The sequence below is a fragment of the Leadbetterella byssophila DSM 17132 genome (assembly GCF_000166395.1).
Classification (GTDB): Bacteria; Bacteroidota; Bacteroidia; order Cytophagales; family Spirosomataceae; genus Leadbetterella; species Leadbetterella byssophila.
In genome coordinates this window covers 3,865,584-3,890,115 of the sequence record NC_014655.1, presented here as the reverse complement: position 1 = coordinate 3,890,115, position 24,532 = coordinate 3,865,584, and the positions used below count along the sequence as shown (strand labels likewise).

Below are 24,532 nucleotides of genomic sequence, written 5' to 3'. Positions count from 1 at the left end.
TTACAAAAATGCGTAAAGTATTTGTAATTCTATGTGCTATGCTTCTAACTTTTCCTACACTGGCTCAGGAAAGGGAGAAGATATTAGAAGTAATGAGTCGCCAGGAGAAATATTGGAATGAGGGAAATATTCCCGCATTTATGCAAGATTATTGGAAATCAGACAGTCTGAAATTCATAGGAAAAAATGGAGTTACTAAGGGCTGGCAAGCCACAATGGACAGATACCTCAAGACCTACCCGGATAAAGCTAGCATGGGGACCCTCAAATTTGACATCAAGGAAGTGGAGTTTCTCTCTGACAAAGCGGCTTGGGTGCTAGGTCAATTTTATTTAACCCGACCAGAAAAGGGTGATTTGACAGGCTTTTTCACGCTAATTTTTAAAAAAATTAACCAGCGGTGGGTGATAGTAAGTGATCATTCCAGCTAAACATATAAACTTTTATGAGCAAAAAGATAGAGGTGGGTGCGAAGTACCAGCACGAATTCAGATTTTCTCAAGCTGATGTTCAAGCCTTTGCTGATCTAACCGGAGATCATAATCCAATTCATTTGGATGCGGAATACGCAGCTACTACAAAATTCAAACAACCCATTATTCACGGACATTTGAGCAGTAGTGTTTTCACCAGATTTTTAGGCATGGAAGAACCGGGAGGACCGGGTTCCATTTACATGAAACAGGAGACGGAATATCTTCGACCTATGTACGTAGATACGGACTATTTGGTGGAATTCGAAGTAGTGGAAGTGGATCCGGTAAGACACATAGCCCGAATTTCTACTCAGGTAAAAAACAAAGAAACAGGCAAAGTCACCATCAGAGGTATAGGTACTCTGATGAATGAAACACACTATTAAAAAAAGGCCGGATTTTCACCCGGCCTTTTTTATGAGATCACTTCTTGTTCTTAATGTCCTGTACCTCAATTCTAGTGGCTTTAGCAAAAGCTGCAATGTCTTGCAGGCCTTTTCTAACTCTTGTACCAGCAGCGCCGTTACCTTTGTCGTAAAACTTTTCGAAATCGTCCTTAAGACCTTCAACAAGACTTAAAAGCTCTGAATACTTATTCATTTTTTAGCGGGGTTTATGTTAATCATTTGATTCTCATCGCTAAAATAACAATATTCTCAAAACTTATATACTTTAACAAAGATTTTTTATCACAAAACAGAGAAAACCCCTCAAAAACGCCTGAATTAGGCGTTTTTGTACTGTCCAGTGGTCAATTTCTCCTTCACAATCTCGAAATGCTTCATGGTATATTCCACATCTTCAAGTTTATGAGCTGCAGTAGGAATAACTCTCAGCAAGATCACTCCTTTAGGCACCACAGGATACACAATAATGGAACAGAAGATACCCATGTTCTCTCTCAAGTCTCTGATCAAGTTCGTAACTACAGGAAGATCATATTCTCCATGAAGGAACACCGGAGTTACAGGTGAAGTAGTCACACCTATATCGAATCCGCGTTCACGGAAACCATTTTGCAGAGCTCTAACAATCTCCCAAAGCTTATCTTTGTATTCAGGATGCTTTTTGATTAACTCTAATCTTTTCATACCTGCTTTCACAAATGGCATAGGTAGAGCCTTAGCATAGGTTTGGGAACGCATGTTGTATTTCAAGTACATGATCACTTCTTTTGTAGAAGCTACGAATGCACCTATAGCCGCCATGGATTTAGCAAATGTACAGAACAATACGTCCACCTCTTTTTGCACTCCGAAATGCTCAGGAACACCTGCACCGGTTTTACCCATAGTACCGAATCCATGCGCATCATCTACGAGCAAACGGAAGTTATATTTTTTCTTTAACTCAACAATCTTATCCAAGGAACCTACAGCACCGGACATACCGAAAACACCTTCAGTGATAACCATGATACCACCTCCGGTTTCTTCCGCCATCTTAGTAGCACGGATTAAGTTCTTCTCTAAACTCTCCATGTCATTGTGCTTAAAGGTATAAGATTTACCTCCTTTCGCACGATGAAGACGTACACCGTCAATCAAACAAGCATGAGATTCAGCATCATAAACAATGATATCATGGATACCCACCAAAGCTTCTATAGCTGACATGAAACCTTGATATCCGTAGTTCAACAGAAAAGCATCTTCTTTCCCTACGAACTCTGCCAATTGGCCTTCAAATTCTTCGTGTAGATCCGTATTACCGGTCATCATACGAGCACCCATAGGGTACGCCAGACCGTATTCAGCAGCAGCTTGTGCATCTGCCTCTCTCACCTCTGGATGGTTAGCTAAACCTAGGTAATTATTCAATGACCAGTTCAGCATCCTTTTGCCATTAAAGGTCATGTAAGGTCCTAGTTCACCTGAAAGTTTAGGAAATGAATAATAATGATGCGAATAATGCGCGTGAGAACCAATAGGCCCCATATTTTTCACCACTTTCTCAAAAATATCTGCTGCCATCTATGTATTTAATTTAACACTTTTAATTCTGAAATAACTTGTTTTGGATCTGCGGCATTGAAGACAAAACTACCTGCTACTAAAGCATCAGCTCCTGCCTGAACTAATCTGGCACCGGTCTCCAAATTCACTCCCCCATCAATTTCTATGAGAGCTTTTGAATTCTTCCTCAAGATCATGTCTTTTAGTCGGGAGGTTTTAGCCAGAGTATTCTCAATGAATTTCTGTCCACCAAAACCCGGGTTCACTGACATCAATAATATCATGTCTGCATCTTCTAAAACATCATCTAGCACGGAAATGGGTGTGCCGGGGTTCAAAACTACTCCCGCTTTACAACCGGCCTCTTTAATCTGTGCCAAGGTTCTATGTATGTGTGTGCAAGCTTCCCAATGCACAGTGATATAAGATGCTCCGGCCTTCGCAAATGTCTCAATGTATCTTTCGGGCTGAACAATCATCAAATGCACGTCTAAAGGCTTCTTTGCATGTTTCGCAATGGCCTCAGTTACAGGTACACCAAAACTTAGATTAGGGACGAATACCCCGTCCATGATGTCAATGTGGAACCAGTCGGCCGCAGAAGCATTCACCAGCTCTACGTCCCTCTGTAAGTTTGCAAAATCTGCCGCCAAGACAGACGGCGCTATAATGGGCATATCAAAAAATTTACCGCGGTAAATTTCGCAAATTATTAAAGGAAATAAAAGCATTTGAGCAGATTAGTGCCTTAACTACTAAATTTGCAAACGCTAAGAAACCATAGAACAATACCCAGCGTTATTATTATTAACCCTGAACTTGCAGGAAGAAATTATGACAAAAAAGATAGACAACCTTACTCCCGGCCAGATTGTGGCGGAATTGGACAAATACATCATTGGTCAAACAGAGGCAAAAAAGAATGTGGCTATAGCATTACGTAACCGCTGGAGACGTATGAATGCCTCACCTGAAATGCAAGCAGAGATCATTCCGAATAATATCTTGATGATAGGTTCCACCGGAGTAGGTAAAACAGAGATAGCCCGTAGATTAGCCAAAATAGCTGAAGCTCCCTTCACAAAAGTAGAAGCTTCTAAGTTCACTGAAGTAGGATATGTGGGTAGAGACGTAGAAAGTATGGTAAGAGATTTGGTGGAGCAAAGCATCAACATGGTCAAAGCCGCCAAAAAAGAAGAGGTCAAGATCAAAGCCCAAGAAGCTGTGGAAGATAAGATCCTCAATATCCTCATCCCTCCCGTTACACATAAAGCCTCAGAAGTATTGCAGGATGGTAAGTCTGAATATGAATTAAATCAAGAGACTAGGGAAGCGTTCCGACAAAAACTTAAAAAAGGTGAGCTAAACCACAGAAAAATTGAAATTGATATAGCTCAAACCTCTGCCGCTCCCATAGGTGTTATGGGCGGACCCATTGATGAAGTCTCTATGATGAACATTCAGGAGATGATAGGTGGACTCATGCCTAAGAACAAAAAGAAGCGAAAAGTCAGTATAGAGGAAGCTCAAAAAATCATGTTAGAAGAGGAATCTTCTAAACTGATTGATATGGATGAAGTAAAAGAGGAAGCCATTTGGAAAGCAGAAAACTTAGGAATCATCTTTATAGATGAGATTGACAAAGTGGCCTCATCCGGTAGCAAAGCAGGCCCTGACGTGAGTAGAGAGGGGGTTCAAAGGGACCTTCTGCCTATCGTAGAGGGAAGCACAGTGAATACGAAACACGGAGCCATCAAGACTGACCATATCTTGTTCATAGCCGCTGGGGCCTTCCATGTCTCCAAACCATCTGACCTCATCCCGGAACTTCAAGGTAGATTCCCTATCCGTGTGGAACTTGAATCTCTCACCGAAGAGAACTTCCTCCAGATCCTTAAAGCTCCAAAGAATGCTTTAACCAAGCAGTACCAGGCCATGTTGGAGGCGGAAGATATCCAACTGCAATTCGAAGAAGACGCACTGAAAGAACTGGCCTCCATAGCCTATCAGGCCAATACCGAGATGGAGAATATTGGGGCCAGACGACTCCAAACGGTTATGTCTCTGCTTCTAAATGATATACTCTTTGATGTTCCGGAAAGAATAGCTCCTGGCACCACTTTGAGCATAGGCAAAGAGCTGGTTCGTCAGAAACTAAGTAACCTTATCAAAAACAAGGACTTAAGTCAATACATCTTGTAAACAGGAAGAGCCGGAGTAAAATAACTCCGGCTTTTTTTGTAGGTTTGCGGAAAATTGTACAAAATTCATGGCCTTTAGTAAGAGGTTTGGCGTACTTCTGGAATTCTTGGTTCTTGTGCTTCTCATCTTCTTGAAGAATCTCCTTCAGGACTATCTATACCAATCCTGGAATGTGGGCACATGGGGCAACTTCCAAGGAGGGATCTTTACTGCAGGCTTTGAATCTTTTGACTGGATCTTATTCTGGATCTACTTTAGAAAATCTCTCGACTCCTATGGTAAAGTAGTTTTGATGGCCATTATTACCATCTTCTTTACTACTCTTCCTGACTTTATAGAGGGCTCACTCATTCCTTTAGATTACGACAATCTTATCATTAAAGGAATATTGTACTTCATCCCTTTTTTGATCTTCTTATTTCTAAAAAAATCACCGGGTCAAATCTTCCTTCCATTTATGATGGCTTTTATACCCTTGATTAATTTGGAAATTGCGAATGGCTTCACCGGAAACTTATCCCTCTTAAAAACCTTTTTCACCAAAGATTTTTGGTTGCTGGATCTTGAGAACAATATCCATATTGACGGCGGCCTCGCCTTGGTTAAATCCCTTTTTTGGGCGGGATTTGCTATACTTTTTTTTGAGATTGGACACCAATTCTTCGCCTTTAGATCCTGGAGACTGCACGTACAGATGCCACTTAATAAAGGGGCATTTCTCTTGGTATTCATCGTATTCAAGACCTTGATCTATTGGTTTGCAGGATCATTGATCATAGCGCTTTTAGGTAATACCTCATTGCCCCTATTCAGTAATAAGATAGGCCTATTCTTAAACGCATTAGGCTTTCTAGGTTACCTGGTCATTTGTACCCTGTATTTTAGAAAGTACATGACGATGTATTTTTACGACAAAGTAGGGCATTCCAACTGGCTATATCCTTTCTTTTTCTTGCCCTTTGTAGACGTAGCTGCAATGGCCATTCTGATCATCCTGCCTCCACGGTACATTAAAGCTATCTTTGGCCTTGGCTATTCTCCCAAAAGACTAGTGGCATTAGTAGTTCTGGTAATTTTGATCTACAGTGCTTTTGAAACCTTCCAAATCATTCTGAATATCCCACAATCACACGGAAATATAAAATCTCCATTAATCCTTTCTCTCATTATTATTCCGGTAGTATCCGCCATAGGAATATTCCTATCTTTAAAGAGCACTTTAGCCTATAGGATATTGATGAGTTTTCTCATCTGCATGCTTCCTGTATTTTACTTTTATATCCTCACCCCTGAACTAGAAAACTACCTAAAAATTAACAAGGTAGTTAAGTTAGTATCTGTATATCTGAACATAGGCCTGGTGGTAGCATTCCTCTACCCCGTGATTAATTTCAGATCCTTCCTTAAGCTGGATTAAAAAATAATTAGCTTACCTGCAACGTTTAAGCAAGAGTTTACATCTTTAAAGGTGTTACTTGGTACCATAAAACCGTACTTTCATCCCATTTCTTCACGAACCCTTTGAATAGATATAGTTTTGTACCCATATAACGACCATACATTTACGGACTTTACCAACTAAAAACCCATTTATGAAAAAGCTATTTTTTCTTTTATTACTTTTCTACCAAGGTTATTCCCAATCCTATACCATCAAGGGCAGTTTAGTGGATACCACAAATGCCCCCCTAGAGTTCGCTACTATTTTTCTACTAAATCCCAGTGATTCCACCATGCTTACCTTTGGAAGAACAGATGCAGCAGGCCAGTTTGAATTCAAAGGTGTAAAGAAAGGAGATGTGGTTCTACAAGCCACCTTTATAGGTTTTCTGCCTTATAAGGAAACCATCCCCTTTGACCCTAATAAGTTGACAGTAGACCTTGGCGCTTTAAAGCTTAAACCCATAGATAAAGAACTTTATGAAGTAGTAATCAAGACTGCAAAGGCTCCTATGAGCTTCAAAGGAGATACCGTGGAGTATGATGCCAGTAAATTTAAAGTTCCCCCCGGATCTACCGTAGAAGATCTTCTACGCAGATTACCCGGTTTTCAAGTAGACAGTGATGGAAACATCAAGGCTCAGGGAGAAAACATCACCAAGGTCATGGTGGGAGGAAAACGATTCTTCGGAAGTGATCCTAAAGCGGCTACAAAGAACCTACCCTCAGAGGCCATAAGTAAGGTACAGGTCTATAATGATACTTCAGAACAGTCCAAATTAACCGGAGTAGCAGACGGCCAAACGGAAAAAACCTTAAACCTAGAACTCAAAGACGAATATAAAAAAGGAGCCTTTGGGAAATTAACTGCCGGAGTAGGTACAGAAGACCGCTTAATGGCGAAAGGGAACTATAATAGATTTGACGACAAGAATCAGTTTTCTATCATAGGTTTTGGGAACAACATTAACCAATCCGGCCTATCTAGTAATGATTACCAAGACTTCAAAGGAAGCCAATCCTACAACTGGGGAGACAATGTGGATTTTGGATTTTCCACTGGAGATATGATCATCTTCATGGAAGGTGGTGGCGGAGAAGGTCTGGGAGTCCCACAATCTTGGGGACCAGACAGAGGCCAGTCAAAGAACTTTGCAGGTGGAATCAACTATAACTATGACACCAAGAAAGATAAAATAAGTTCCAATTACTTTTACAATAAATCTGAACAACAGCTCAAACAAGAACGCTTTAGAAACATCTTTTTGCCAACCACACAATACAATGTTTCAAGCCAAGAATTTTACAAAAATGCTATAGGTAATCACCGTATGAGCGTACGTTATGAAAGAGAGCTGGATTCATTGAGAACCTTGATAGCATACGCCAATGGTAGACTGGCAGATAGAGACAATATATCTGATGTAAAGCAACAATACTTTAACCTTCAAAATGAGCGTTTCCGGGACCAAAATCCATATTCTACTTCTTTAGGGACAACATCAGCATTAGAATCGTCCGTCCTGTTCAGAAATAAATTTAAAAAAGTAGGTCGCTCGTTTCTCTGGTCCGGAACATATAAATTAGACTATAATGACAATGAAGCACTTCAGCAATCTGCATTTCAACAATATGTGGTAGGTGGAGAAAACTTCCCTATCCTAGACTCAAACAGTGTCAGACTGAACCAGCTTTCCCTTGGATTAACTAAATCCACCATCTTAAAAAGTTCCTTACTCTATAATGAACCTATTTCTAAGACAGTGACATGGGATATTTTTGCAAATATCTCTAAGAACTGGCAAAGTACAGACAGAAACATCTACTCTCCACCTTTGCAAAATATAGCTAACAGAAACGAAGATCTAAGCGTATTTTTTGATAATGAACTAGATCTTCAAAGAGTAGGATCATCCATTAAATATACAAACAAAGGCACTTTTGCCATGTTTGGTCTAGCAGCCCAAAACCTATCTCTAAACGGTGAAGTCTTATCTGCTGAAGGAGGAAAACTTCATACGCGAATTGGTAAAAACTTCTTTAAACTACTTCCAACTGCCTCTTTTAGATACAGTATCTCTAACAATTCCCGATTCCATTTAGGTGCAAACGTGAAGCAGTCAGCCCCTACTCTAGCGCAACTAATGCCGTTTATTGACAACTCTAACCCAATGTTTATTAGTACGGGTAACCCGGACTTAAAACCTTCCACTACGAGGGAAATAACGGCCAACTATACCTACTTCAATGACATAAGCTTCTTTTCCCTTTTTGCTTTTGGGTCTTATAGAAACTATAGGGATCGAATTGTCTATAACAGAGAAGTACGAGAAGATTTAGTTACATACTCTTCGACTTCAAACATCAAGAATGGTGGAGATAACTATAACTTTCATTTAGGACTTAATTTTCCGATCAAGAAAACTAAATTGATGGCGGATTTAAGTCTGTATGGAAATGCAGGGAAATCACCTCTATATATCAACGAGGTGCTTAATACGAACCAATTTACCTCAGTGGGTATAAGTACGGGACTTAATTTCACTCCTGCACCTTGGATGGCTTGGTTCGTGGGCTACAATACTTCACATTCCAAAACCAATTATTCTATTTTCAAACAACAAAACCAGAAGTATTACGCCCAAAGTTTCAATTCTGATCTTAGCTTCCAATTGCCCAATAAGTATTTCATCACCTCATTATTTAACTATACTTTCCAAAAGAACGAAAGAATCAACTTAGAACAGCACTTACCGATCTTAGGATTTAGTGCCTATAAAATCTTTGGCAAGAAAAATCAGCACGAAATACGTTTGACAGCACATGATGTATTTAACAGAAATCTAGGTGTCAGCCAGTCGGCTAGCGCAAACGAAGTTTCTTATACTAATACCTCCATGTTATCCAGATACTACATGCTGAGCTACTCCTTTAATATCCGTGGAATGAAAACTCAAATCAAAAGAAACAGATGGGAAGATTAATTAGAATCATAATATTGTGCCTCTTGGCACTTCCAAGCTTGGCCCAGAAAACAGCAGGAACGATCAATTATACCGTTACAAAGGACTGGATCAAGTTTTTTCAAAACAACAAATACCTCACCAATGAAGAGAAATCGAGAGCTAGCTTGACCTGGAAAAACGACCCTCATTCTACTCAAAAAATGCAATTGAGATTTACTGCTCAGGGATCACATTACGGTAAAGACCAAGACGAGAGAGGTAGTTCCTGGCAAAAGGTAGACTATGAAGTTTGGAGAGATTTCACGAAGAACACCGTAAAAGAAACCCAATTGATAGCCGGGAAAGTATATCAAGTAGAAGATTCACTATACACATATCCATGGAAGATTAAATCAGAAATCAAGGAGGTTGCAGGTTATTTATGTATGCTGGCAACGACCTTTGACCCTCAACGTAATGTAGAGATCCAAGCCTGGTTTACCACAGATATACCGGTGGGTGTAGGCCCAGATGACTTCCTGGGACTACCGGGTGCCATCCTGGAAGTGGATGTAGATAATGGCACAATAGTATTTCAGGCAACTAAGGTAAGTCTAGATCCCAATCAAATCCTTCCTCCATTGCCGAAGAAAACCAAAGGCAAAATACTACGACGCACTGACTATCTGGCAGCGCTAGACAAGTACATCAAAGACAGTGAGAAATTAAGAGAAGCCCCCTGGGGCTTGAGATATTAAGAGAACCTCAGGGTTCTCTTTTTTTTGCCAAATTTTCATAGAAGAAAGACCCTTCCGTATCTGCCATATAATTCCATATCACAGGATTTGAAGGATGAGTAATGGTCTTAAATGGATCCCGGATCAAAACTTGCTTATTTCTCATCTCCTTTAATTCTTCACCAAAAGCTCTATATTCAGGATTCTCTGACTGCATCAAAACCTCATGTAAATTAGTCCTATAACTGAGATTAGCCACCCCTGTCTTCCACATGGAAATGCCGGTCTCGAAAATAAAATGCGCCACCCCTGCCACTACAAAATAAGCCACCATTGCTTTTCTGGTGAGCGATCTTTTCTCCTCAAGTACCAATCTCATGGCTAATAGTAGCATGACCAAGAACGCCGGCATAGAAACTCTTCCCGGAAAATCCATTCCATTCCCTTGCTGGAAAAACGGCAAAGGTATCAAAATAGCTACAGAAATCCAGTACAGAGGTTCATTACGAAATTTTGGAAATAAAATCAGAGCTACAATTCCCCATGATAAGGCCATAAAGGCCACAAAGACCTTTAAGGAGGAGAATGGTATATAATGGAATTTCTGACCTGCCTTATTACTCTGCAAATAGAAATAGGTCAGGGCCACAACCGCTAATGCCCCTAAAACATTCTGGAAACTAAAACAGGATTTTACGAATTCTTGCAGATCTCGCCCTTGTCTGTAATGCAGTAACAAATAATACAAAAAGAATGGTAGGAAGCCCACAAAGCAGAACGGACTTAAGAACAAGCAAAAGCTATAGATAAAGATAGAATTCTTGAGAGGAATCTTATTCAAGATCAATAACATGATGGGCCATGCGGTAAGCGACTGATTAAAGATCCAATAGATGGACCCCAAGTTACTATTGGCGTACAAGCGCATGCCTGCCCATAGGTAATTCCCTTCTGTTCCAAACTTCTCTACGGGATACTTGATCAAAGCACCGATAAAAAATAGGGTACCCCAGGCAAAGAACATAAAGACCACAGCTAAGGAGAACTTTTGCAAGTATTTGGCTATTAAGTATAGGGTAATCAAAACACCTAAGACAGCCCAAAGGAAAAGGGCAAAATGCCCTGCTGCAGGCCCAAAGATCTTACCTACCAAGGCCGCCGGAAGATAATAACCCAGGTAGTAGGTCATGAGGGTATCCTTACCATTCAGGAAGTGTCCTTCAAAACCTTCCACATGATACATGACCGGCCAAGGGTAGCTCATCAAGTCATTAAACATGGCATTTCTATAAGGAAAATCCTCATTTTGGTAGGTATATGAACCTATCCCCGAAAAGAAGACAATAAAAATAACCATCACGATTACCCAAAAAGTCCTTCCTCTTTTCAGTCGTACTAACATCCATGGGTCTATGCGCTTCCAAGCCAGAATCAAACTTACTAACACGGTACCTCCGAATATCAAAGCGGAGAACAGATTCAGCCATAAAAATGCAAATAACAGAAAAGGCAATACTATATAGAGATAACTCAAACGAGTCATCCATAAGTCAATTTGGGATCTCATATTTCTTCTTTAGCTTCTGGTAACATTTCCAATTCCCATTTCATACTGGAGGCCAACTGGCGCATCATCAATTGGAGTTGGTTAGCTGCGATCACCGGTAAATCACTTCCCTCCGCTTTGGTCTTAATCATAGCCTTAGCCTCAGCAAGTAGAGCATTATAATCCTCATGTTTCATGGGATTGACAAAGCCCTGGTTTATATCGTAAAACTTATAATCTGTATCCACTGCGAGTACTTCAGCAGGAGCAAAACCCTCAATGATAAGTCTTCTGGTATCTGCATCCCTACGGAACTTCATTTTACTGAAATCGTAACCCACTGAAACCTTCGCTTTAACGATGATCAGGGCCTTATTAGTAGTTTTGAATAGGCCCCAAAAATCCTTTTTTGCATTATGATCATAGATTTCGGTAAAGTAGCCTTCTGCAAGAACCACTTTGAACACTTGCTCTATCTTTTCTAAGAGAATATTCGCTTCTACCCTAATATTCTCCTTCTTATCGCTAAGAAGTTTCTTGCCATATATCCAATGAAACACTTGCCAGGCAGCTATAGAACCTACCCCCAAGGCTACAACAAATACGGCAAAGTCAATCATTCTACTCTTATTTCACACAAACTTATATAATTTTGCGTTAAAATGGGCAATTGGTGAAAGCGAATCTGGTAGTACTTGTAGGACCCACGGCCGTGGGGAAAACGGCTCTAAGTGTTAGACTTGCCAAAAAATGGAAGGCTGAAATCTTCTCCGCAGATTCTCGCCAGCTATACAAAGAGATGAGCATAGGTACCGCCAAGCCCACTCCCGAGGAAATAGAGGGAGTTAAACACCACTTTATAGACTCTCACCCCATTACCCAAAACTTCACTGCAGGAGACTTTGAAAGACAATTAGATCAAAAACTTGAAGAATACTTCCAAAAGAATTCCATTGGCCTATTGAGTGGAGGAACAGGACTATTTGTGAAAGCCGCACTGTATGGATTAGATGACATGCCTGACGCGCCTCAAGAACTTCGGGATGAGCTGATGAGCCGACTAAGAACGGAGGGTTTAGAAGTACTACAAAAAGAACTTCAGGTCCTAGATCCGGAAGGCAGTAAGAAAATAGAGATCCAAAATCCGCAAAGGGTGGTGCGAGCACTGGAAGTGTGTATTTCTACAGGTAAGCCCTTTTCGTCTTTTCGGACGGGAGCAGATAAGGTTTTACCCTACCATACTATAAAAATTGGCATCGAGAGAGACCGAGAAGAGCTCTATTCCAGAATAAATCAAAGAGTGGACCTAATGGTTCAGCAGGGACTTTTGGATGAGGTTAAGAAGCTTATGCCATTCAGAAACTCCTACGCACTTCAAACAGTGGGTTATAAGGAAATCTTTGATTATTTAGATGGGATAACGACTTGGGAAAAAAGTATCGAACTTTTAAAAAGAAATACCCGAAGATATGCCAAAAGGCAGTTGACTTGGTTTAAGAACCAGGACCAGTTTACCTGGTTTCATGCTGATGATGAGGAAGGTATAAATGAATATATAGAGAAAAGTCTTCTCCACAATTAGCAGAGAAGACTTTCTTCAGGAGTTATTTCTTCTTACCGTCAAAGGAATTATTTTCAACAGTTAAAGTTACTCCTGTAACCGCGCCGGACTCATCTCTTTTGAAGGTAAGAGTACCACCGTAATCCTTAAAAGAGTAAGTGTCCTTTTTATCTGTTGCCACTAGCTCGGACTGACCGGTTTCTGTTTTTCCAATCAAGCTTTCTCCACTTTTTTCTATCTTAAGACTCTTCACAGGAGAATCTCCTTCAAACTGATACTCCCCAACTAAATCGTCATTTACAATCACTATTACTGATTTTTCTGCAGGTACTTGGTACGCAAAACTGGCTGTACCTAATAACAACATGGCCACTAAAACTGATACTCTTTTCATGATCTTAAATAAGTTATGTTTATTAAATATGTTTTCAGTATGGAAACGCCCATTAAAATGCTGATATTTAATATTTTACATTAATTTTACCTTAATACAACATTAAAACAAAATAAAAAAAGGCTTCTAAATACCCATTTTTAAATCCCCTTTTAATTTCGCTTTATTTATACATATAACTATTTTTCAGCAGATTATAACTTTAAATTCAAAGCTTTCTCTTCTCTCTTTTAGATAGATTAAAATCAACTTAAAATGCATTTTCAGGTATAATCTGGTGCACACGTTCATATTCCTCATCAGCTACTTATAGCCGAACAGAAGTTTTTCGTAATTTTGCAGATTAATTTTCCGTAAGTGACATTTATATCTGAAATAGAAAAAAGGCGGACCTTCGCCATCATAGCCCACCCGGATGCTGGTAAAACCACCCTAACTGAAAAACTTCTCCTCTTTGGTGGAGCTATTCAGAGTGCGGGTGCTGTGAAATCCAACAAGATCAAAAAGACCGCCACTTCTGACTTTATGGAGATTGAGAAGCAGAGAGGTATCTCTGTAGCCACCTCCGTAATGACCTTTGAATACGGTGGCAGAAAGATCAATATCCTGGACACTCCTGGTCACAAAGACTTCGCTGAAGACACATATCGTACCCTGACCGCCGTAGACAGCGTTATCCTTGTCATAGACTGTGTAAAAGGGGTTGAGGAACAAACGGAAAAATTAATGGAAGTTTGTAGGATGCGAGACACTCCGGTAATCGTATTCGTGAATAAGATGGACCGAGAAGGAAAGGATCCCTTTGATTTGCTGGATGAATTAGAACAAAAACTAAGCATCAAGGTAAGACCTATCACTTGGCCCGTTAATGGTGGAAGTAGTTTGAAGGGTGTCTATCACCTTTTGGAAGAAAAAATGAACTACTTCAAAGTGAACAAAACGAAACTGGAAGATGATGTTAAAGCTATCCCTTTGGATTCCGAAGAACTTGAAAATAGTGTAGGAGACAAAGACGCTTCTCAATTAAGAGAAGACGTAGAAATGATCAATACCATCTATGATAGTTTTAATCAGGAAGAATATTTAGGTGGACACGTGGCTCCGGTTTTCTTTGGTTCTGCAGTAAACAGCTTTGGTATCAAAGAATTATTGGATACATTCTGCCAAATTAGCCCTGCTCCTATAGCCCGTATGACAAACGTGAGGAAGGTAGAACCTACAGAGAAAAAATTCTCAGGTTTTATCTTTAAAATCCACGCTAACATTGACCCTAGACACAGAGATAGAATTGCATTCTTAAGAATCTGTTCAGGTACCTTTGAGAGAGGCAAATTCTATAAACATGTGAGACTGAACAAAGACCTTCGCTTCTCTAACCCATACATGTTTATGGCAGATAGTAAAGAAGTAGTTGAGGAAGGTTATCCGGGAGATGTAGTAGGCCTTTATGACACAGGTAACTTTAAGATTGGGGATACCCTTACTGAGGGTGAATCCATGTACTTCACAGGTATTCCAAGCTTCTCCCCTGAATTATTCCGTGAGGTAGTAAATACTGACCCTTTAAAAGCAAAACAGTTGGACAAAGGAGTTTCCCAACTGGCCGAAGAAGGAGTGGCCCAGCTATTTACTTTGCAGCCAGGTAATAGAAAGGTCATTGGTACCGTAGGTGAACTTCAGTTTGAGGTTATACAGTACCGTTTATTGAACGAATACGGTGCATCTTGTAGATTCGAAGCCAGACCTTATAGTAAGGCGTGCTGGATCACCTCAGAAGATCCTGCTAAGCTTGCAGAGTTCATCCGCTTGAAATCGAATTATATAGCCTATGACAAAGACGAAAATCCAGTATTCCTAGCGGAGACAGATTGGATATTAAGAATGAATAAGGAGAATAATCCGGACATTGAGTTCCACACTACCTCTGAATTCAAATTACAAGGCGCTTAAAAAAACTCCCTTCATGGGAGTTTTCCTTTTTTTTTATAGAACTAAAACACTGAAATTCTTTGTTTTATATTAATAGACTAACCTTAAACTATGAAAAGAATTCTTCTACTCCTGTTCATTTCCTTTTACGTACAAGCACAGAAAGTTGACACGGTACTAGTTCCTAGTGCTTCCATGAACAAAAGCATTAAGAATGTGGTGATCTTGCCAGATTCCTATGATAAAGAATCAGAGTTTCCGGTATTATACTTACTGCATGGATATAGCGGAAATCACAGTTCATGGATCAAAACCAAGCCGGAGTTACCTCAGTTAGCTAGTCTTTACAAGATGATCATTGTATGTCCTGACGGACAAAACTCTTGGTATTGGGACAGCCCCGAAAATCCGTCTATGCGCTATGAAACCTATGTAAGCAAAGAGCTGGTGGGTTATATGGACCAAACTTATAAGACGAAAAAATCCCCTTCCGGAAGGGCGGTTACCGGACTAAGCATGGGTGGACATGGCGGACTCTGGCTAGGAATTCGTAACCAAAATGTTTTCGGTGCCTGTGGATCCATGAGCGGAGGAGTGGATATCAGACCTTTCCCGAACAATTGGGAAATGAAAAAGAGCCTAGGTGAATTAGCAGATAAACCTGAAAACTGGGAAAATCATACCGTCATTAACCAATTGCACAAAATCCAACCGGGAAAACTTAGTATCATGATTGATTGTGGTACGGGCGATTTCTTTTATGCCGTAAATAAAGCCCTTCATGAGAAACTTTTGTACATGAACATTCCGCATGATTATACGGAACGTCCAGGGGTACATAATGGAGATTACTGGAAAGTGGCCATTGAATACCAAATGCTGTATTTCAGCAGATTCTTCAAACAGTAGTCCACTCACGGATATCCCAGCGTGGAATCAATCCATGGATCACATAAGGGTCTTTTTTGACAAATTCCTTAATGATTTCAGGATCTTCTACATGAAAAACTAAGACCGCTCCATCTACAGGATCTTTCAAAGCGCCGGCCAAGACGATATGGCCGGCCTTTTTATATTCTAAGACCAAAGCTAAATGTTCCGCTCTATACGGAGCTCTCTTCTCTACATACCCTTCTACAGTGGTATAGAATAATATGAAATGCTTCATGGTAATAAGTGAATGGTATAAGCTTGAATCAGAGGTGGATTCTCTGGAGATAAGGTAAAACTTATTCTCGCTTTTCCTTTTTCTCCTTCTATTATAAAGTATCCTCTCAAGGCATTTTCAGCCACCATCTCATTCACTTTTTTGATCTTACCAATGGACTTAAATACCTTTCCTGTCTCCTCTTTCAAGACCTCTATATAATAGTCGGCAAAGAAATTCACGGCAAATATGGGGGCCTCCTTCCACTCTGGGAGTATAGACATCAGCTCAGATTGTCTCTGTTTTAAGATTGGGCTAACAGGCAGTAAAGTGGCAGGAACCTGCGCCTTCGCCACTATATATGGAAGAATCTCATTATTCAATAATGCGGCTGAGCCATAAGTGCCATTCGTTAAGGTAACAATACCCAGGCCATATTGAGGTAGTATCTTCCAGTCGGAACCATATCCAGGCAAACCACCGGAATGACCTACCATCTTGATCTGTTCACAATTTTGATCTAAACGTAAGCCATAACCATAATGAGAGACGTTTTCACAGGCTTGACCTTGACCATTATATCCTCTCTTATTTAAACTGTTGAAGTTCCATGGGAAATGCATCTCTCTAAGGGAGGATGTCTTCAGTATCCCAGGCTTAGCCAATTCAGCCAAATATGCCCCTTGATGAAAGGCCATATATTTGCAAAAGTCTTCAGTGGAAGTCAATATGCCACCCATTATTCCATAGGCTCCGTCACCTTCTATAGGTTGTGCTACAAAATCACCTTGAAAATAACGATAGCCATGTACCAACTGATCTTTAGGAACCTTGGTATAATCCCAATAGGTATCCTTCATTCCTAAAGGATTCCAAATGTGCTCTTGTATATACTCTTGGTAGGTTTGTCCACTCACCTGAGAAATGATGTAGCCTAACATGGCAAAAGCCATATTACTGTATTCATATGTTTGTCCTGGCTCTGTAGAGAAAGAAATACCCTTCTTAAACATAGCCAACATTTCCTCTGTACTGATGCCCAACTGCCTATCCCCCCAAGGATTATCTTCCGGAAAACCTGCGGCATGTGTCAACAAATGACGAATGGTAATATCGGGAGAATCAGAAGAATAACTTTGGCCACTTAATTCAGGTATGTACTGGTAAACGGGATCTTCTAGTTTCAATCTCCCTGCATCTCTTAATTGGAGAACGGCCACTCCGGCAAAGCTCTTAGACATGGAAGCTATTCTGTATACCGACTGAGCCGTGGCAGGCCTTTTGCTTTCCTTCTCTATAAAACCATCAAAATTCTGATGTACTACCTTCCCATTATAGACTATGGCATAGGAGACGCTGGCTAGATTCTGCTTCTTCTTAAATGCGTCTAATCGGGCATTCAATTCAGGACCTAAGGCTTTTATTCTTTCTTCTACGGACTGAGCCCTCGCAGAAATAGCCAACAAGACAAAAAACAGAATTCTTTTCATATAGGTTAGGAGTTAATGATCAAAAATAGACAATTAAGCCCTAAGAATAAAAAAAAGCCCCCAAGAAGTATCGCACTTATTGGGGGCTCACAGGAAGAATAACTTAAATTACTTCTCCTACCAGATCTACTATCTTATTCAATTTCTTTTCTGTAGCCTTTAAGCGTAAGTTTTTGAAAAGTCCACCCTTGTCTAACTTATCAGCTTTCTTGATGGCAGAATTGGAGAGTTTAGTAAGACTTTTTAAATCCAGGCCTTCCGCACCGTTTTTCATCAGATTTAGCGCCTTACTGACCTTAGGAGCCTGCTCCACTAATCCACTTTTCCCTCCTTTTAAGGCAGATTTTAATCGATTTGCAGCTAAAATAATCTTCACCTTATTAACAATATTTGAGAAAGAGCTTAGATCTAATTTTCCACTTAAAGCTAAAGGAACTAAACCTTTCAAAGCGTCTGCTTGAGATAAAAGAAGATATTTGGTATCTGAATCCATAGAACTAACCTCACTCTGCACAGCTTTAGCCGTAGCTCCTACTAGATCTACCAGACCTTTAGTTGAGCCTGAATTAATCAATCCTTCCGCTTTTTGTAACACATCCTCCAAGGCATTTTGTGCAAATACTGGTGAAGCTCCTAGGAGCAACATAAATAAAAATACTCTCTTCATTTTTAGTTTAAATTTCTATTATGACGTCAAATCCTTTAAAAGGTATCAATAAAAAAAGCGAGTCTTTCGACTCGCTTCTGTGGGAGGCTAATGGGGTTCGAACCCACGACCTTCGGAACCACAATCCGACGCTCTAACCAGCTGAGCTATAACCTCCGTTTTGGGACTGCAAAAATACTAAAGAAATCATCCAGAGCAATGATTTACTCCAATTTTTTTTAAGAAATTTTCGGATCAAAATCCAATGGAAGAGCCAATCTGCTGAAAGAAAACAGGTAAGACTCCGGGATAAGCCCATAGCATAAATAGTACCCCCCATAATGCCCCATACAAATGCGCCATATGATTCACTCGGTCTGACTGTCTTTTATCCATATAAATAGAGTAAGCCACATAAATAATGGCAAAGATCCAAGCCGGAATTTCTACAGGAATGGGGAAGATCATCAACTTATTCAGAGGCATAATCAAGATAGAGGCAAATACAATGGCAGAAACTCCTCCTGATGCCCCAAGTGCATTGTAGCCTGGATTATTCTTATGTCTGAACTGATCCGGAATATTGGCAAAGATAATTCCCAATAGATAAAGCCCTAGAAAATATGCCCCACCCTGTGGCCCAAAACTCATACCAAAGATGGTCTCCATATTGGATCCAAACATATACAGAACATACATGTTCAGTAGGAGATGCAGATAATCTGCATGCACAAAACCGGAAGTCAGCAGTCGGTAATACTCTTTCCTTCTGGATACTGCATAGGGATTATCTAAGAGTTTGTACAAGAAAGAGGGATTTGAAAATCCGTAGATACTCAAACCTACGGTGATAAGTATAAGGACTAAAGTCATTTTTGTCGGCTTCTAATCTGTAAAAACAATGTATTTAAGGCTTCTTTCTCTACTTCAAAGGGGCATACCAAAGCTTGTAGACCAAGCATAGCTTTATCAAAATAAGCCTCAGCTATAGAAGTAGCTTCCGCTTTGATATTTAATTCATCAAACAAGGTGCGGACGGCTAAGATCTTTTGGTCCGGATCTTCTATAGAAAGTAAAGTTCTTACTCTATCTTCCCCGCTCTTTTCCATGGCCCTTAGCAGCAACCAGGTTTTCTTATTTTCCAAGATATCTCCCCCTACTTGCTTACCAAATAGCTTAGGATCAGCATATACATCCAGTATATCATCTGTCATTTGAAAGCCTAATCCCAGATTCTCTCCTACTTCATACAGTAGTTCGCAGGCATCCGGTGAGGCTCCTGCCACTATTCCTCCTAATTCCATGGAATAACCTACCAGTACGGAAGTTTTCAATCGAATCATTTCCAAATATTCTTCTTTGCTTACTTCTTCCCTTTCAGCAAAGAGCATATCCAATTGCTGCCCTTCGCATACCTCAGCTGCCACTTTGTTGAAGCGAAGAATCGCTTTTTTCAAGAGTGATGCTTCTAATTTACTCAAAAGTTCATAAGCCTCCACCAGCATCACGTCTCCTGAAAGAATGGCTCTGTTAGTATCCCACTTGTGGTGAACGGTAGGCTTACCTCTTCTCAATGGGGCCTGATCCATGATATCGTCATGCATGAGGGTGAAGTTATGAAACACTTCCACGGACATGGCCGGCTCTATAGCGGTTTCCCAAGATTTAGTAAAGAGATTAGCTGACAAAAGGGTAAGTAAAGGTCGGATTCTTTTGCCTCCTAAACTTAAAATATAATGTATGGGCTCGTATAATTCTGCCGGGTGCTCCCCAAAAACTTGCTCCTCAAAGGCTCTCTCTAGGGAAGAACTGAATCTTTCTAATGACATTCTATCTAATTTTATACAAAAATAGGCAATTTATTGGGGACGGGAAATCCAGCGATACAAGGGATAGGATATCACTATGAATATCAAGGCAAACATAGAACTTCTCATGTCCTGAATTACTGCTCCTATCAGGAAAAGTACAGAACAAATGACCAAGAAGATGGGAACCAAAGGATAACCGGGCACTTTGAACGGTCGAGGTAATTCCGGCTCCTTCTTTCGCAGTCTAACTAAGGAAGAAAATCCTGATATATAACTAATCACAAAAAAGAACACTGCAATATCCGAAAGGATCTCACATATCTCCTTACCTGCTAGAATCAAAAGTACAGATAAACTTACTGTAAATGCCATGGCTAAGGAGGGTGTTCCAGCCTCATTGACCCTGAGTGCAAACTTTGGGAACAGTCCGTCCCTACTCATAGAGTAGATCACTCGAGGAGAGAACATGACCTGAGCATTCATCAGACCTAAAATAGAGATCATCAAAAAGAAGGTCACCACGCGGGCGGATCCCGGTCCGAAAATATAGCCAATAGCATCTGAAGCCGCCAATTTCGATCCTGCCAATACGTCAATGGGGATCACATACAAAATAGCCGCATTCACTAACAAATATATCCCTATGATGACTAGAATACCATAGATCATGGATTTAGGTAGACTCTTTACCGGATCCACATTCTCTTCTGAAAAATAGGAAGCGGTGTGCCAGCCATCAAAGGTGTAGAAGATAGCTTGCAAGGCGGTTATGATCCCTATCAGTAAGGCAGGACGTTCCACCCTTTCCGCTGTCTGTTGAAGGGCATGTGCATCTACATCTCCTCCATAAATGAAGCATACAGTAACAAAACCCAATAGACCTAGCGCTTTAAGAAATGACATCACCTCTTGAGATCTACCGGCAGATTTTGTTCCACTTAAATGGAAGAGAACAAGAATGAACAAAAGTCCTATAGAGATCCACCGAATATAAGGATCTAAATGAGGAAGGAGTAGAACCAAGTATTCACTCACGGTGTAGGCGCCAAAAGCCAGAGCAGAAACAGTGCCTAGCCAGTTAGAAATTCCCGTAAAGAAACCTATATATCTTCCAAAGGCCCGTTTGGCATAAACATACCAAGAACCAGCTTCCGGCATGGAAACGCCTAACTCTATAGCACACAAAACTCCTAAAAAGGCATAGGCGCTCACAGCAATCCATACCAGCATGATCAAGTAAGGGTCACCCAGCACGGAGGCTATAGGTCCCGGCTTTCTCAATATTCCCGTTCCAATGGTGCCACCTACCGTAACCGCAATACCAAATCCTACACCTAATAGTTTTAAGAGTTTGTTCTTCTTTTCCATTTAAAAGAAAACCCCGAACTAGCGGGGTTATGATTTTCTTAGTGTTATAAGGTCACCCAGTATCTTCTCGCTCTCTAGAAGATAGATATCATTATCCTTGTCCTCTAATTTAGTGGACTTGTTTAATTTCTTGATAGACTTCTTCTTGTTCTCTGCATCATCCAAAGCCTTTTTACGTACATCATAGTTTAAAGAGTATTCTTTAACCTCTCTTTCTTTTCTGTACTCTTCAATATCCAGAAGAAGCTCCTTCAAACCTTCGTCTGATTTCAAACGCTTAGAGAGTCTATCGTTAATCTTTTGAATGACTTCATTCGTGATCGTACCTACCTTTTGATAAGGTACTGGTCGGATTTGATCATAGGGCAGTGCTCTTTCATAAGATTTTTCGCCCATCTCATCCGGCGTGAATGGAGAAGGCAAAGTAACATCTGGAGCCACACCTTTCAATTGATTACTATTTCCGGTGATTCTATAAAACTTCTCAGACGTAAACTTCAATTGACCGTAACGGGTTCTGTTCATGGCCGCTGCTCCACCTACACCTGCTACCGCTCCGCTTCTTCTATTACTAAGGCGTGCAAAATAACTGTCTAGATTGACCAATTGCTGCACGGTGCCTTTACCAAAAGAATTCTCTCCTACAATCAGCCCTCTTTGGTAATCTTGGATTGCCCCAGCAAAGATCTCCGATGCAGAAGCACTGAATCTGTTCTGTAGGACTACTAAGGGGCCTTCATAAGAAACCGACTTATCCTCATCTGATTCTACACTATTCGGACCTATAGAGCTCTTACGCTGAACCACTGGGCCTGACTTGATAAATAAACCAGTCAGATCTATAGCCTCTATTAGTGAGCCTCCACCGTTATTTCTCAGATCTATAAGAACACCGTCAACTTTCTTCTGATTAAAATCATCCAAAATGCGTTTAACATCTGCTGTAGTACTTTGGAACTCCCCTCCTCTGTTCGCATACTCAAAGTCTCTGTAGAACATTGGAATATCTATGACCCCTATTTTAAGATTTGTACCGTCATGCTTCAAGTCCACAATCTCACCTTTTGCTACGGCTTCTTCTAAATTGATTTTATCCCTGACGATACGTATGGTCCTAGGAGTTGTACCTAGAGGCGCAGAAGAGGCAACTAGCTTCAAACGCACCACTGAACCTTTCTTCCCTCTAATTAACTTGATGGCGTCATCAGTTAACCAGCCTATGATATCCTGAAATTCTCCATCGTCACCCTGGGCTACTGCTACAATATAATCATCAACATTTCCTTCTCCATTCTTGAAGAGTGGACCTCCAGGTACTATGCTTTTGATCACTACGTAATCCCCTTCATTTGTCAAGGTCGCTCCAATTCCTTCAATGGATTGAGACATGGAGATATTGAATTGATCTGCAGCATCCGGGATCATGTAAGCTGTATGAGGATCCAGGTACTCTGTAAAAGCATTCATAAACAAGTGGAAAGCATTATCTGCTTTAAAAGCAGAAGTACGCTTTTCCAAAGCTACGTACCTACTTTTCAAGGTAGCCGCTATGGCTGAATCCGTCTTTCCGGTCAGCTTCAGGCTCAAAGCCTGATTCAGGATAATCTTATTCCATTCCTCATCTAACTCAGCTTCTGACTTAGCCCAAGTAGCCTTTTCTCTATCCGCCAAGATGGTCTTATTTGAAAAGTAGTCGAATGGTTTATCCAACAAAGAAAGAATATACTCAGACCGTGCTTTGTACTTGGTCCTGTACAGATTAAATACGGCAAAGGCCGCTTCCAGGTTACCTTCCTGCATGGCTTCGTCCAGGGTATATCTGTATTTCTCAAACCCATCAATATCTGCCTGAGTAAAATACAGTTTACCACCGTCAATGGTATTCAGATAGCTGTCCCATACATGAGAAGACAAGGTATCATCTAAATCAAATTTCTTGTAATGATAATCCTTCAGGAATTGTGTGACTCTGGTTTGTACTTCATAATGCACACTATCAGGCTGCAAAGGATCGTAGCTGTAATGCGGAACCTGTGCCTGTGCCGAGAGGCCACACAGAAGCAATAGAAGTATTTTAGCTTTTCTCATTGAATCGATTCGTTATTATTTCACGATTTCCAGTAGTTCAATTTCAAAAATCAAGGTCTGGTTTGGTCCAATAGCAGGAGGAGCTTGAACGCCATAGGCAAGATTTTCAGGAATAAACACTTTCCATTTAGATCCTACCGGCATAAGTTGCAATACCTCTGTCCATCCTCTAATTACTTGTTGTAAACCAAATGTAGCAGGTTCTCCTCTTTTGATGGAACTGTCAAATTCGTTTCCATCAAGAGTACTTCCTGCATAATGTACTTTGACTTGATCCTCCAAAGTAGGTTTAGGACCTGTGCCTTCTTTTATGATTTGATATTGTAAACCGGAAGGTAGAGTGGTTACACTGGCATTCTTTTTATTCTCATTTAAGAACGCTCTTCCTTTCGCTTTATTTTCTTTTGCCTCTGGTGGAGCAAAATAGTCTTGTAGAAAGGAAGTACTTTCTTCCGGAGTCATCAGTGCAGATCCTGCAAAGTGCTCTTTGATGGCTTTTGCAAAGACATCAGGGTTAATATTGATTTTTTGCATTTTCAGCATATTAGCCATATCAATTCCAATGGCATAACTTAGAGAATCTGTACCGTTCTTCAATTCCTGAGCATCCGCATTGAGATGTAGAAACAAGGCCAATGGGGCCAGGAGAAATCTTTTTTTCATTTTATATCACATTAATAATCTTACACGGCCCCTTTGGGCATCCTTTCAAAATTAAGAAAAACATTGGCATAATAATGAAAAGCATCTAAATTGATGCAAAGTTCTTTTTTTATTAAGGGAGCTGTTATTCCTTT

23 protein-coding genes and 1 tRNA gene are annotated in these 24,532 nt (G+C 40.4%); 9 read left to right on the top strand and 15 right to left on the bottom strand.

Features of this window, described 5'->3' with window-relative positions:
- Nucleotides 1-38 precede the first annotated feature (38 nt).
- Both LBYS_RS17275 and LBYS_RS17270 read left to right on the top strand, forming a co-directional pair.
- Nucleotides 39-431, top strand: coding sequence for a YybH family protein (locus LBYS_RS17275; RefSeq protein ID WP_229310434.1), 393 nt, complete (start codon nucleotides 39-41; stop codon nucleotides 429-431).
- A 14-nt stretch (nucleotides 432-445) separates the two neighbouring features.
- On the top strand, nucleotides 446-862 hold the full coding sequence (locus LBYS_RS17270; RefSeq protein ID WP_013410129.1) for a MaoC family dehydratase: 417 nt from the start codon (nucleotides 446-448) through the stop codon (nucleotides 860-862).
- A gap of 37 nt (nucleotides 863-899) precedes the next feature.
- Here LBYS_RS17270 and LBYS_RS17265 read toward each other — a convergent pair whose 3' ends face one another.
- The 3 genes from LBYS_RS17265 to rpe all read right to left on the bottom strand — a co-directional run bounded on the left by LBYS_RS17265 (nucleotide 900) and on the right by rpe (nucleotide 3,108).
- The gene (locus LBYS_RS17265) at nucleotides 900-1,076 is read right to left on the bottom strand and encodes a BF3379 family histone-like protein (protein WP_013410128.1); all 177 of its coding nucleotides are present in this window, start codon (nucleotides 1,074-1,076) and stop codon (nucleotides 900-902) included.
- Between the two features lie 125 nt (nucleotides 1,077-1,201).
- Nucleotides 1,202-2,449 carry an aminotransferase class I/II-fold pyridoxal phosphate-dependent enzyme gene (locus LBYS_RS17260; RefSeq protein WP_013410127.1) on the bottom strand — a complete coding sequence of 416 codons (1,248 nt, stop codon included), beginning with the start codon at nucleotides 2,447-2,449 and terminating at the stop codon, nucleotides 1,202-1,204.
- A gap of 8 nt (nucleotides 2,450-2,457) precedes the next feature.
- Nucleotides 2,458-3,108, bottom strand: coding sequence for a ribulose-phosphate 3-epimerase (gene rpe / locus LBYS_RS17255; RefSeq protein ID WP_013410126.1), 651 nt, complete (start codon nucleotides 3,106-3,108; stop codon nucleotides 2,458-2,460).
- Between the two features lie 157 nt (nucleotides 3,109-3,265).
- Here rpe and hslU point away from each other — a divergent pair, with 157 nt between their 5' ends.
- The 4 genes from hslU (at nucleotide 3,266) to LBYS_RS17235 (ending at nucleotide 9,776) form a co-directional block, all read left to right on the top strand.
- Nucleotides 3,266-4,633: an ATP-dependent protease ATPase subunit HslU gene (gene hslU, locus LBYS_RS17250; protein ID WP_013410125.1), complete on the top strand. Its 1,368-nt coding sequence runs from the start codon at nucleotides 3,266-3,268 to the stop codon at nucleotides 4,631-4,633.
- A gap of 67 nt (nucleotides 4,634-4,700) precedes the next feature.
- Entirely contained in the window at nucleotides 4,701-6,050 is a 1,350-nt protein-coding gene (locus tag LBYS_RS17245; protein ID WP_013410124.1) for a hypothetical protein, read from the top strand.
- A 175-nt stretch (nucleotides 6,051-6,225) separates the two neighbouring features.
- Nucleotides 6,226-9,057: an outer membrane beta-barrel protein gene (locus LBYS_RS17240; RefSeq protein ID WP_013410122.1), complete on the top strand. Its 2,832-nt coding sequence runs from the start codon at nucleotides 6,226-6,228 to the stop codon at nucleotides 9,055-9,057.
- On the top strand, nucleotides 9,045-9,776 hold the full coding sequence (locus LBYS_RS17235) for a GLPGLI family protein (RefSeq protein WP_041823889.1): 732 nt from the start codon (nucleotides 9,045-9,047) through the stop codon (nucleotides 9,774-9,776). The genes LBYS_RS17240 and LBYS_RS17235 overlap by 13 nt, the downstream gene beginning before the upstream one ends.
- Nucleotides 9,777-9,783: 7 nt before the next feature.
- Here the strand turns inward: LBYS_RS17235 and LBYS_RS17230 are convergent, their stop codons facing one another.
- Together LBYS_RS17230 and LBYS_RS17225 are read right to left on the bottom strand one after the other, a co-directional pair.
- Nucleotides 9,784-11,322, bottom strand: coding sequence for a hypothetical protein (locus LBYS_RS17230; RefSeq protein WP_013410120.1), 1,539 nt, complete (start codon nucleotides 11,320-11,322; stop codon nucleotides 9,784-9,786).
- Entirely contained in the window at nucleotides 11,319-11,921 is a 603-nt protein-coding gene (locus LBYS_RS17225) for a DUF4230 domain-containing protein (protein ID WP_013410119.1), read from the bottom strand. Before LBYS_RS17225 ends, LBYS_RS17230 begins: the two co-directional genes overlap by 4 nt.
- Before the next feature lie 53 nt (nucleotides 11,922-11,974).
- On the opposite strand from LBYS_RS17225, the gene miaA reads away from it, so the two are divergent.
- Entirely contained in the window at nucleotides 11,975-12,883 is a 909-nt protein-coding gene (miaA, locus tag LBYS_RS17220; RefSeq protein WP_013410118.1) for a tRNA (adenosine(37)-N6)-dimethylallyltransferase MiaA, read from the top strand.
- Between the two features lie 22 nt (nucleotides 12,884-12,905).
- On the opposite strand, the gene LBYS_RS17215 is transcribed toward miaA, so the two are convergent.
- Nucleotides 12,906-13,256 (bottom strand): hypothetical protein, encoded by a 351-nt coding sequence (locus tag LBYS_RS17215; RefSeq protein WP_041823886.1) that lies wholly within the window; start codon nucleotides 13,254-13,256, stop codon nucleotides 12,906-12,908.
- 357 nt (nucleotides 13,257-13,613) lie between these two features.
- On the opposite strand from LBYS_RS17215, the gene LBYS_RS17210 reads away from it, so the two are divergent.
- Together LBYS_RS17210 and LBYS_RS17205 are read left to right on the top strand one after the other, a co-directional pair.
- On the top strand, nucleotides 13,614-15,206 hold the full coding sequence (locus LBYS_RS17210; RefSeq protein ID WP_013410117.1) for a peptide chain release factor 3: 1,593 nt from the start codon (nucleotides 13,614-13,616) through the stop codon (nucleotides 15,204-15,206).
- Nucleotides 15,207-15,296: 90 nt separating this feature from the next.
- The gene (locus LBYS_RS17205) at nucleotides 15,297-16,094 is read left to right on the top strand and encodes an alpha/beta hydrolase (RefSeq protein ID WP_013410116.1); all 798 of its coding nucleotides are present in this window, start codon (nucleotides 15,297-15,299) and stop codon (nucleotides 16,092-16,094) included.
- On the opposite strand, the gene LBYS_RS17200 is transcribed toward LBYS_RS17205, so the two are convergent.
- The 9 genes from LBYS_RS17200 to bamJ form a co-directional block, all read right to left on the bottom strand.
- The gene (locus LBYS_RS17200; protein WP_013410115.1) at nucleotides 16,084-16,353 is read right to left on the bottom strand and encodes a YciI family protein; all 270 of its coding nucleotides are present in this window, start codon (nucleotides 16,351-16,353) and stop codon (nucleotides 16,084-16,086) included. The genes LBYS_RS17205 and LBYS_RS17200 overlap by 11 nt on opposite strands.
- Nucleotides 16,350-17,822: a serine hydrolase domain-containing protein gene (locus tag LBYS_RS17195; protein WP_013410114.1), complete on the bottom strand. Its 1,473-nt coding sequence runs from the start codon at nucleotides 17,820-17,822 to the stop codon at nucleotides 16,350-16,352. The genes LBYS_RS17200 and LBYS_RS17195 overlap by 4 nt, the downstream gene beginning before the upstream one ends.
- A 103-nt stretch (nucleotides 17,823-17,925) precedes the next feature.
- A complete protein-coding gene (locus LBYS_RS17190; protein ID WP_013410113.1) occupies nucleotides 17,926-18,489 on the bottom strand; it encodes a hypothetical protein in 564 nt (187 codons plus the stop codon).
- An 82-nt stretch (nucleotides 18,490-18,571) separates the two neighbouring features.
- Nucleotides 18,572-18,645: transfer RNA gene (locus LBYS_RS17185), tRNA-His, on the bottom strand.
- 78 nt (nucleotides 18,646-18,723) lie between these two features.
- Nucleotides 18,724-19,341: a rhomboid family intramembrane serine protease gene (locus tag LBYS_RS17180; protein ID WP_013410112.1), complete on the bottom strand. Its 618-nt coding sequence runs from the start codon at nucleotides 19,339-19,341 to the stop codon at nucleotides 18,724-18,726.
- Nucleotides 19,338-20,297, bottom strand: a complete 960-nt coding sequence (locus LBYS_RS17175) for a polyprenyl synthetase family protein (protein WP_013410111.1) — start codon at nucleotides 20,295-20,297, stop codon at nucleotides 19,338-19,340. The genes LBYS_RS17180 and LBYS_RS17175 overlap by 4 nt, the downstream gene beginning before the upstream one ends.
- A 30-nt stretch (nucleotides 20,298-20,327) precedes the next feature.
- The gene (locus LBYS_RS17170) at nucleotides 20,328-21,647 is read right to left on the bottom strand and encodes an APC family permease (RefSeq protein WP_013410110.1); all 1,320 of its coding nucleotides are present in this window, start codon (nucleotides 21,645-21,647) and stop codon (nucleotides 20,328-20,330) included.
- 27 nt (nucleotides 21,648-21,674) lie between these two features.
- A complete protein-coding gene (locus tag LBYS_RS17165) occupies nucleotides 21,675-23,735 on the bottom strand; it encodes a carboxy terminal-processing peptidase (RefSeq protein ID WP_013410109.1) in 2,061 nt (686 codons plus the stop codon).
- A 15-nt stretch (nucleotides 23,736-23,750) separates the two neighbouring features.
- The gene (bamJ, locus tag LBYS_RS17160) at nucleotides 23,751-24,398 is read right to left on the bottom strand and encodes a BamJ family beta-barrel-assembly machinery protein (RefSeq protein WP_013410108.1); all 648 of its coding nucleotides are present in this window, start codon (nucleotides 24,396-24,398) and stop codon (nucleotides 23,751-23,753) included.
- Between the last annotated feature and the right edge of the window lie 134 nt (nucleotides 24,399-24,532).